Annotated in this window: 9 protein-coding genes; 4 read left to right on the forward strand and 5 right to left on the reverse strand. The window is 74.5% G+C overall.

The window, feature by feature from the left end:
* The 3 genes from ACLU3S_RS34470 to ACLU3S_RS34480 form a co-directional block, all read right to left on the reverse strand.
* Window positions 1-458, reverse strand: a 458-nt coding sequence (locus ACLU3S_RS34470; protein WP_413955912.1) for a pyridoxal-phosphate dependent enzyme, incomplete at its 3' end; no start/stop codon positions are given.
* A gap of 46 nt (window positions 459-504) precedes the next feature.
* A complete protein-coding gene (locus tag ACLU3S_RS34475; RefSeq protein WP_413955913.1) occupies window positions 505-1857 on the reverse strand; it encodes a vWA domain-containing protein in 1353 nt (450 codons plus the stop codon).
* Window positions 1854-2711 (reverse strand): AAA family ATPase, encoded by an 858-nt coding sequence (locus ACLU3S_RS34480; protein WP_413955914.1) that lies wholly within the window; start codon window positions 2709-2711, stop codon window positions 1854-1856. The genes ACLU3S_RS34475 and ACLU3S_RS34480 overlap by 4 nt, the downstream gene beginning before the upstream one ends.
* A 162-nt stretch (window positions 2712-2873) precedes the next feature.
* Between ACLU3S_RS34480 and ACLU3S_RS34485 the strand changes: the two genes are divergently transcribed.
* The 4 genes from ACLU3S_RS34485 (at window position 2874) to ACLU3S_RS34500 (ending at window position 5802) form a co-directional block, all read left to right on the forward strand.
* Window positions 2874-3443: a TetR/AcrR family transcriptional regulator gene (locus tag ACLU3S_RS34485; RefSeq protein WP_413955915.1), complete on the forward strand. Its 570-nt coding sequence runs from the start codon at window positions 2874-2876 to the stop codon at window positions 3441-3443.
* A gap of 63 nt (window positions 3444-3506) precedes the next feature.
* Window positions 3507-4196 (forward strand): ABC transporter permease, encoded by a 690-nt coding sequence (locus ACLU3S_RS34490; protein ID WP_413955916.1) that lies wholly within the window; start codon window positions 3507-3509, stop codon window positions 4194-4196.
* Window positions 4193-4864 (forward strand): ABC transporter permease, encoded by a 672-nt coding sequence (locus tag ACLU3S_RS34495; protein ID WP_413955917.1) that lies wholly within the window; start codon window positions 4193-4195, stop codon window positions 4862-4864. Before ACLU3S_RS34490 ends, ACLU3S_RS34495 begins: the two co-directional genes overlap by 4 nt.
* Window positions 4861-5802, forward strand: coding sequence for an ABC transporter substrate-binding protein (locus ACLU3S_RS34500; protein WP_413955918.1), 942 nt, complete (start codon window positions 4861-4863; stop codon window positions 5800-5802). Before ACLU3S_RS34495 ends, ACLU3S_RS34500 begins: the two co-directional genes overlap by 4 nt.
* A 6-nt stretch (window positions 5803-5808) precedes the next feature.
* Here ACLU3S_RS34500 and ACLU3S_RS34505 read toward each other — a convergent pair whose 3' ends face one another.
* Window positions 5809-6963 (reverse strand): ABC transporter ATP-binding protein, encoded by a 1155-nt coding sequence (locus ACLU3S_RS34505; protein ID WP_413955919.1) that lies wholly within the window; start codon window positions 6961-6963, stop codon window positions 5809-5811.
* A gap of 47 nt (window positions 6964-7010) precedes the next feature.
* A complete protein-coding gene (locus tag ACLU3S_RS34510) occupies window positions 7011-7652 on the reverse strand; it encodes a LutC/YkgG family protein (RefSeq protein WP_413955920.1) in 642 nt (213 codons plus the stop codon).
* Window positions 7653-7725: the final 73 nt, after the last annotated feature.

Consider the following 7725-nt stretch of genomic DNA (forward strand, 5'->3'; position numbering starts at 1 on the left):
CCGAAGGGGATCAGCGCCGGGCGGGCCCCGTCCGTGCGCAGCCGGGCGCACACCTCGGCCGCCGCCGCGTCGAGCCCCGCCTGGTCCACGTCGCCCGCCCAGGCGAGCCGGGCGCCGAACAGCCCGTCCAGGGCGAGGTTTCCGGAGCGGGACGCGCCGGCCGAGCCGCGCAGCACGAGGACGACGTCCAGCCCCAGGCGGGCGCCCGCGGCGGCGGTCAGGCGGGCGTGGTTGCTCTGCGCGGCGCCCGTGGTGACCAGTGTGTCCGCGCCCTCGGCGAGGGCCGCGCCGACCGTCCACTCCAGCTTGCGGATCTTGTTGCCGCCCCCGCCGAGCCCGGTCAGGTCGTCTCGCTTGATCCACAGGTCGTCCGGTCCGAGCCCGAGCGCGGCGGCGAGCCGGGGCGCCGGTTCGACGGGGGTGGGGAAGGTGCCCAGCGGTACGGGGGAGTGGCTCATGGTCCTGGTCCTTCGGTGCGGGGTGCCGTCGTGCGGCACCAGTCGATCACACCGGCAGCAGCCGGCCGACCAGTGCACTGAGCTGCCGGGCCGTACGGCACTCGTGCATCTCGACCAGTTCGGCGTAGGCGGGCGCGGCCGAGTCCCCGGTGCCCCACAGGGAGCGTGGCTCGGGGTTGAGCCAGTGCACGCGGCGGGCGCGGCGCGCGATGTCGCGGACGGCGGCCAGGTTGGGGTCGCTCATGTTCGTGCGGGCGTCCCCGAGGACGAACACCGTGGTCCGCGGGCCCACGGCGGCGCCGTACCGCTCGGCGAACTCGCCCAGCGCCACGCCGTAGTCGCTGCTGCCGTGCCAGCCGGTGAGTGTGGCCTCGGCGCGGATGCGGGCGCCGAGGCCCTCGGGGTCGGCGCGGCCGTGGTCGAGCAGGCCGGTCACCTCGTCGAGCCGGTTGACGAAGGCGAACACCCGGACCTTGCTGAACTGGTCGTGCAGCGCCTGGACCAGCAGCATCGTGAAGTCGGAGAAGCCGGACACCGAGCCGGACACGTCGCACAGCAGGACCAGTTCCGGCCGGGCCGGGCGCCGCCGGCGCAGCACGGGCCGCATCGGCACCCCGCCCGTGGACAGCGAGGAGCGCAGGGTGCGGCGCAGGTCGATCGTGCCGCGCGCGGCCCGGCGGCGGCGGGCGTCCAGCCGGGTGGCCAGCTTGCGGGCGAGCGGCTGGACCGCCCGGCGCAGCTCGGCGAGCTGGTTCCGGTTCGCGACCAGGAAGTCCACGCGGTCGGCGGTCGGCGCCACCGCGCGTCGCGCGATCTCGTCCCGGCCGCGCCGCTCGGCGACCCGGCGCCGCGCCTCCGCCCCGACCAGCCGCCGGAACTCCTCGATGCGCCGCCGGATCTCGTCGTCCAGCAGCCGGTCCGCGAAGTCCGCCCGGTGTCCGTCGCGGGCGCGCACGTCGGCCCGCACCCGGGCCAGCAGGGTCTGCGGGCGCAGCCGGTCGAGCGTCTGGTACGCCGACCAGCCGTCCGATCCCGGTGAACTCCCGTAGCCGCCCAGGCCGTCGACGGCCTCGGCCGCCAGCCGGGCCAGCAGCGCCCGGTCGTCGGCGGCCAGCGCCCGGGCCAGCCGGTCGCGCAGCTCCTCGCGGTCCGCGCAGGCGCCGTCCGGGCCGCCGACCCCGCGCGGGAAGTACAGGTCGAAGACCGGGTCGAACACAGGGCGCTGGCCGATGCCGTGCAGCAGTGTCGCCGCCAGCCCCTCGCGCAGCAGCTCCCGGTCCGCGAGCCCCAGCGCCTCGGCCGCGCGGGCGGCGTCCACCGTCTCGCCGGTGCCGATCCGCACGCCGTGTGCGCGCAGCGCCCCGACCAGACCGGTGATCCGCTCGGCGACGTCCGTCACAGCGCGTCCAGGTCGAGCTTGGCGGCGGCCTTCTGGATGTCGTCCTGGTGCTTGAGGATCACCCCGAGGCTGTCCCGTACGACCGTCTCGTCGAGCGTGTCGGCGCCCAGGGCGAGCAGGGTGCGGGCCCAGTCGACGGTCTCGGCGACGGACGGCGCCTTGCGCAGGTCCATCGCGCGCAGCGCCCCGACGACCCGGACCACCGACGCCGTCAGCGCCTCGCCGAGGCCGGGCACCTTCAGCCGGACGATCCGCCGCTCCAGCTCCTCCTCCGGGAAGCCGATGTGCAGGAACAGGCAGCGGCGGCGCAGCGCCTCGGACAGCTCCCGGCCCGCGTTGGAGGTCAGGACGACGAACGGGCGGCGGTTCGCGGTGATCGTGCCCAGCTCGGGGACCGTGATCTGGAAGTCGCTGAGCACCTCGAGGAGCAGGCCCTCCATCTCGACGTCGGCCTTGTCGGTCTCGTCGACGAGCAGCACCGTCGGTTCGTCGCCGCGGATGGCGGTGAGCAGCGGGCGGGGCAGCAGGAACTCCTCGCTGAAGATGTCGGTGCGGGTCTCGTCCCAGCTCTCACCGCGGCCGGCGCTGATGCGCAGCAGCTGCTTGGCGTGGTTCCACTCGTACAGCGCCCGGGACTCGTCCACGCCCTCGTAGCACTGCAGCCGGACCAGCCGCGCCCCGGCGACCTGGGCGACGGCCTTGGCCAGCTCGGTCTTGCCCACTCCGGCGGGGCCCTCCACCAGCAGCGGCTTGCCCAGGCGGGCCGCGAGGAAGACGGTCGTGGCGATGGCGGGCGAGGCGAGGTAGCCGGTCTCGGCGAGGCGGGCGGAGACGTCGTCGACGGACGTGAACAACGGGGCCTCCGGCGGGTCGGGAGCAGGAACCAGCTCCTATCTAAGCGCTTGTTCACCGGCTCTGTCACCTGGATCCGGCCACGGGACTCCCCGGGACGGCGGGACGGGCGAGGCAGTACACCGATCGGTTTCATTTCTCCCGCGGCGCGGTAACCTCCCCCTATGACCACCACGGACAGGGCATCCTCACGCGACCGGCTGCTCGACGCGGCCGCCCGGCTCTCCTACCGGGACGGCGTCGGCGTCGGCGTCGAGGCGCTGTGCCGGGCGGCGGGCGTGTCCAAGCGGTCGATGTACCAGCTCTTCGAGAGCAAGGACGAGATGCTGGCCGCGAGCCTGGAGCGGCGGATCCCCTGGTACGAGGCCCAGCTCACGCACCCCGACCCGCAGGCCGCCCCCCGCGAGCGCATCCTGTACGTCTTCGAGCGGCTGGAGAAGTCCTCCCTCGACGCGGACTACCGCGGCTGCCCCTATCTCGCCGTGCTGGTCGAGCTGAAGAACCCGGGCCACCCGGCGAGCGAGGTCGCCCGTGCGGTCAAGGAGCGCCTCGCGCGAATCTTCCGCACCGAGGCCGAGCGGGGCGGCGCCCGCGACCCCGACCTGCTCGCCCGCCAGCTGCTGCTGGTCTTCGACGGCGCGAGCGCCCGGGCCGGCGCCCGCGTGGAGCGCCTGGACGACGGACTGCCCACGGCGACGGCGACCGCCCTGCTGGACACGGCCGGGATGCGGTAGCCGGCCCCTCGGACGGGCCACCCCAACGCGCCGGTCGCCGCGTCGTGCCGGTGCAATGGACCCGTGACCGCGCCCCCCGACGACTGCCTCGCGCGCAACGAGTGGATCTGCGGCGCCTATCTGAGCAGCCGCCGCCACATCCTGCTCGACGCGGTCGTCCAGCATCTGCAGCTGACCTTCCTGTCGGTCCTCATCGGCCTGCTCGTCGCCGTGTCGCTCGCGGTGCCGGCCCGCCGCAGGCGCTGGGCGGCGGGCCCGGTCCTCGCCGTGACGACGATCCTCTACACCATCCCGTCGCTCGCGATGTTCTCGCTGCTGCTGCCGCTGTACGGCCTCTCGGCCACCCTCGTCGTCGCCGGACTCGTGCTGTACTCGCTGACCGTGCTGGTCCGCAACATCCTCGCGGGCCTGCGCGCGGTCCCGGAGGAGACCCGGCAGGCGGCGCGCGGCCTCGGCTACGGCCCGGTCCGCCTGCTGCTCACTGTCGAGCTGCCCCTCGCCGTGCCCGCCGCGATGGCCGGGCTGCGCATCGCGACCGTCTCGGCGGTCTCGCTCGTCACGGTCGGCGCGATCGTCGGCTTCGGCGGTCTGGGAAACCTCATCTACGCGGGCATGAACACCTACTTCAAGGCCCAGGTGCTCACCGCGTCGGCGCTGTGCGTGCTGATCGCGGTCGCCGCCGACCTGCTCCTGCTCGGCGTCCAGTGGCTGATCACCCCCTGGGCGAGGGCGAGGAGGGCGGCCGGACCGTGAGCACGCTCACCGCCACCTGGCACTGGCTCGGGGACCCCGCGCACTGGTCCGGCGACGACGGGGCGGCGCACCGGCTGCTGCAGCACCTGGAGCTCACCGTCGTCTGCCTGGTCGTCAGCTGCCTGATCGCGCTGCCCGTCGCCCTGGTCCTCGGGCACCTCGGTCGGGGTGGGTCGCTCGCCGTGAACATCTCCAACGTCGGCCGGGCCGTGCCCACCTTCGCGGTGCTGGTCCTGCTGCTCCTGACCCCGGTCGGCAGATGGGGCGAGGGGCCCACGGTGGTGGCCCTGGTGCTGTTCGCGGTGCCGCCGCTGCTCACCAACGCCTACGTCGGGATGCGCGAGGTCGACCGGGACGTCGTCCGGGCGGCGCGGGGCATGGGGATGACCGGCCGGCAGATGCTGTTCCGGGTGGAACTGCCCCTCGCGCTCCCCCTGGTGCTGAACGGGGTGCGGACCGCCGCCGTGCAGCTCGTCGCCACCGCCACCATCGCCGCGCTCGCGGGCGGCGGCGGTCTGGGCCGGATCATCACGGCGGGCTTCAACCTCGCCAGCACGCCCCAGGTGGTCGCGGGAGCGCTGCTCGTCGCGGTGTTCGCGCTCGTCGTCGAGGGCCTCTTCGAGATCGCCGAACGGCTGGCACCGGTGTGGGCCCGGGGCGGCCGATGAGCGGGCGCCGTGCATGGGCGGCCGCCGTGCTGCTCACGCTCACCGCCTGCACCACCGGCCCCTCCCTGGAGGAGCGCGGCCGCGTCACCGCACCGCCCGGCGACAGCCACCACCTGACCATCGGCTCGGCCGGCTTCACCGAGAGCGACCTGCTCGCCCATATGTACGCCCAGCTGCTGAACCGGGCCGGCTACCGGACGTCGATCCTCACGGTCGCCAACCGGGAACTGTACGAACCGGCCCTGGAGTCCGGTCAGATCGACGTCGTGCCCGAATACGCGGCCACCTTCGCCGACTGGCTGAACGCCAAGACCCACGGCGCCGGCGCCCGGCCGGTCGGCTCACCCGACCTCGACGCGACGATGAGGGCGCTGCGCACCCTGGCCACGCCCCGCGGGCTCACCGTCCTGCCGCCGGGCCGGGCCGTCGACCAGAACGCCTTCGCGGTCAGCGCCTCCTATGCCCGGCGGCACCGCCTGAAGACCCTGAGCGACCTCGGCGCCTCCCGGCTGAGAGTGCGGCTCGCGGCCGGCGACGAGTGCGTGCAACGGCCCTACTGCGCGCCGGGGCTGAGGAAGGTGTACGGCATCGACGTCACCGGCGTCGACCCCAAGGGCGTCGGCACCACCCAGGCCAAGAAGGCCGTGCAGGACGGCCGGGACCAGATGGTGCTGACCACCACCACGGACGCCACCCTCGGCTCCTTCGGCCTGGTGCTGCTCGCCGACGACCGGCACCTGCAGAACGCCGACTACGTCGTCCCCGTCGTCAACCGCGCCCGCGCGGGCAGCACCGGTGTCACGCGGGCGCTCGGCGGGCTCAACAAGGTCCTCACCACGGCCGACCTGGCGGATATGAACCGGCAGGTCGACAGCTGGCGGCGGCTGCCCGCCGACGTGGCCCGCGCCTACCTGAAGGACAAGGGCCTGCTCACCTGACGGCCCTCAGGCGTCCGCCACCGAGTCGAGGCTCACCTGCCCCCGGGCGACGCCCCGCGCCTGAGCGCCCACCGAACGGCGCAGCGCCTCGTGCAGCTTCGCCGGGGTCAGCACGCCGAGGAAGCGCGCACCGTCCAGCACCGCGACCCACCCGGCGTCGTACTGGAGCATCACCCCGAACGCCTGCTTCAGCGGCGCCCCCACCGGCACCCAGGCGGTCATCCGGTGGGCGAGGTCCCCCACCGTGCCGTCCGCCGCCAGTTCGTCGACGCCGGCCCAGCCGTGCAGGTCGCCGTGCGCGTCCAGGACCACCGCCCACCGCGCGCCCAGGGCCCGCAGCCGCTCCCGCACCCGCGCGGCGGGCTCCTCCGGGCGGGCGACCGGCGGCAGCTCCAGGTCGTCCGGCTCGATCGCGGTGACCGACAGCCGCTTCAGGCCGCGGTCGGCGCCCACGAACCCGGCGACGTACGGCGTCGCCGGCGCCCCGAGCACCGCCCCGGGCGTGTCGAACTGCTCGATGCGGCCCTGCCCGTACACGGCGATCCGGTCGCCGAGCCGGACGGCCTCCTCGATGTCGTGCGTGACCAGCAGCACCGTCTTGCGCACCGCGGCCTGCATCCGCAGGAACTCGTCCTGCAACTGCTCGCGCACCACCGGGTCGACGGCACCGAACGGCTCGTCCATCAGCAGCACCGGCGGATCCGCCGCGAGCGCCCGGGCCACGCCGACCCGCTGCCGCTGCCCGCCGGACAGCTGGTCCGGGTAGCGGGGCCCGTACGTCCCCGGGTCGAGCCCGACCAGATCCAGCAGCTCGGCGGCCCGCGCCCGGGCCCTGGACCGCCTCCAGCCGAGCAGCGCCGGCACGGTCGCGGTGTTGTCCAGGACGGTGCGGTGCGGGAAGAGGCCCACCTGCTGGATGACGTACCCGATACGGCGGCGCAGCCGCACCGGGTCGACGCCGGCGATGTCCTCGCCGCCGACGTGGATCCGCCCGGACGTCGGCTCGATGAGGCGGTTCACCATCATCACGGTCGTCGTCTTGCCGCACCCGGAGGGGCCGACGAGTGTCACCAGCTCGCCCTCGGCCACCTCGAAGGACAGGCCGTCCACGGCCGTCGTACCGTCCGGATACCGCTTGGTGACCTGCTCGAACCGGATCATGCCCTCACGCTAACGGCGCCGCCCCCGCCCCGCACTCCACGGTCGGCTCAGCCGAGCAGGACCACCTCCAGGGTGCGCGGGCCGTGCACGCCCTCCACCCGGTCCAGCTCGATGTCGCTGGTCGCCGACGGGCCGGAGATCCAGGTCAACGGGCGCGTCGGGTCCAGGCGTTCGAGGGCCTGCGGGACGGACGCCACCACCTGGTCCGGCACCCGGACGACGCAGATGTGGTGGTCGGGGATCAACGAGATGCGGCGCCGGCCCTGGTCGGGGGAGCCGTCCAGGACGATCGTGCCGGTCTCGGCGATCGCCACGGCACAGCCCGTCACCACGCTCCCCACCCGGTCCAGCCGCTGCGGTGTGCTCACCGCCCGGTCGTGGATGCGCACCGGGTCGGCGGCGGACATCCACTCCGGCGGCAGCCCGGGCGGCACCAGCACCTCCTCCGAGCCGCGCGCGGCCAGCAGCCGCATGACCAGCAGGGGCAGCTCCTCGCCGTCGGCGCGGTGCACGATCGCGCGGTAGTCCGCCAGGTTCTCCGCCAGCAGCTCCACCGTCTGCTCGGCCGTGCGGTCGCCGTGCTCGCGCAGATAGTTGCGCGGCACCGCCTCCTCGTACGGCCGGTCCGCCGCGGGCACGTCGGCCAGCGCGCGCCGCACCCGGCCCAGGATCCGCTCCCTGCTGCTCACTTGGCGTCCTTTCCGCCGCGCGTACGCTGCCACCAGTCCCGGAAGGGCTCCGCCGGCACGGCCGGGAGGTCCC

Source organism: Streptomyces sp. AF1A, assembly GCF_047340315.1.
Lineage (GTDB): Bacteria > Actinomycetota > Actinomycetes > Streptomycetales > Streptomycetaceae > Streptomyces.

Coding starts and splice junctions, on each gene's coding strand:
- ACLU3S_RS34485 (WP_413955915.1), top strand. CDS start 2,874: ATGACCACCACGGACAGGGCATCCTCACGCGACCGGCTGCTCGACGCG.
- ACLU3S_RS34500 (WP_413955918.1), top strand. CDS start 4,861: ATGAGCGGGCGCCGTGCATGGGCGGCCGCCGTGCTGCTCACGCTCACC.
- ACLU3S_RS34505 (WP_413955919.1), bottom strand. CDS start 6,963: ATGATCCGGTTCGAGCAGGTCACCAAGCGGTATCCGGACGGTACGACG.